We start from the raw sequence: 1,066 nt of genomic DNA, 5'->3' as shown, positions 1-1,066 counted from the left end.
TGTATGGGGCCATAGCTCAGCTGGGAGAGCGCCTGCCTTGCAAGCAGGAGGTCAGCGGTTCGATCCCGCTTGGCTCCACCATTCCCTGATAGCTCAGTTGGTAGAGCACTCGACTGTTAATCGAGTTGTCACAGGTTCGAGTCCTGTTCGGGGAGCCATTAAGGCCCGTTGGTCAAGGGGTTAAGACACCTCCCTTTCACGGAGGTAACAGGGGTTCGAATCCCCTACGGGTCATTGCTATATTTATTAGCTTAAAAAAGGGATGAGAATCCCAAAGGTTCGTCGGAGGATAAGCTTCGTTAGCAATGGCTTCGCAGTCTCAAACGAAGTTAGAGTATCCCCTACGGGTCATATATATGGAGGCTTAGCTCAGCTGGGAGAGCATCTGCCTTACAAGCAGAGGGTCGGGGGTTCGATCCCCTCAGCCTCCACCATATAACTTTTGAATAACGACGCGGGGTGGAGCAGCCCGGTAGCTCGTCGGGCTCATAACCCGAAGGCCGCAGGTTCAAATCCTGCCCCCGCAATTATACTTTCTCTGAAGAAAGTGATCTGGAACCGTGGTGTAGTTGGCCTAACATGCCTGCCTGTCACGCAGGAGATCGCGGGTTCGAATCCCGTCGGTTCCGCCATTTTAATCTTTATATGAGGAATTTGTTCACACTTAATCTGCTATATGGCACCGAACGCCCTAGATAAAGTGTAACGTTCTAAGGTTAAACTTCATTAAGGCTCGGTAGCTCAGTCGGTAGAGCAGAGGACTGAAAATCCTCGTGTCGGCGGTTCGATTCCGTCCCGAGCCACCATTTATCACAACTTAATATGCCGGTGTAGCTCAACTGGTAGAGCAACTGACTTGTAATCAGTAGGTTGGGGGTTCAAGTCCTCTCGCCGGCACCATGTAATCCTGGAGGATTAGCGAAGCGGCCAAACGCATCAGACTGTAAATCTGCTCCCGTACGGGTTCGGTGGTTCGAATCCATCATCCTCCACCAGTTTTTCGAGTCATTAGCTCAGTTGGTAGAGCACCTGACTTTTAATCAGGGTGTCGAAGGTTCGAGCCCTT

Annotated in this window: 9 tRNA genes; all 9 read left to right on the top strand. The window is 51.2% G+C overall.

The window, feature by feature from the left end:
* Nucleotides 1–5 precede the first annotated feature (5 nt).
* The 9 genes from HP548_RS00360 to HP548_RS00320 all read left to right on the top strand — a co-directional run bounded on the left by HP548_RS00360 (nucleotide 6) and on the right by HP548_RS00320 (nucleotide 995).
* Nucleotides 6–81, top strand: a tRNA-Ala gene (locus tag HP548_RS00360).
* Nucleotide 82: 1 nt separating this feature from the next.
* Nucleotides 83–158, top strand: a tRNA-Asn gene (locus tag HP548_RS00355).
* A gap of 4 nt (nucleotides 159–162) precedes the next feature.
* Nucleotides 163–234: transfer RNA gene (locus HP548_RS00350), tRNA-Glu, on the top strand.
* Between the two features lie 124 nt (nucleotides 235–358).
* Nucleotides 359–434 (top strand) — tRNA-Val (locus HP548_RS00345).
* A gap of 19 nt (nucleotides 435–453) precedes the next feature.
* Nucleotides 454–527: transfer RNA gene (locus HP548_RS00340), tRNA-Met, on the top strand.
* Between the two features lie 27 nt (nucleotides 528–554).
* Nucleotides 555–632 (top strand) — tRNA-Asp (locus tag HP548_RS00335).
* A gap of 98 nt (nucleotides 633–730) precedes the next feature.
* A tRNA-Phe gene (locus HP548_RS00330) sits at nucleotides 731–806 on the top strand.
* Nucleotides 807–824: 18 nt separating this feature from the next.
* Nucleotides 825–900: transfer RNA gene (locus HP548_RS00325), tRNA-Thr, on the top strand.
* Nucleotides 901–909: 9 nt separating this feature from the next.
* Nucleotides 910–995 (top strand) — tRNA-Tyr (locus HP548_RS00320).
* Nucleotides 996–1,066: the final 71 nt, after the last annotated feature.

This window comes from Paenibacillus taichungensis (genome assembly GCF_013359905.1).
In the GTDB taxonomy this organism is placed as follows: Bacteria; Bacillota; Bacilli; order Paenibacillales; family Paenibacillaceae; genus Paenibacillus; species Paenibacillus taichungensis.
This window is presented reverse-complemented; position numbering and strand designations above follow the sequence as displayed.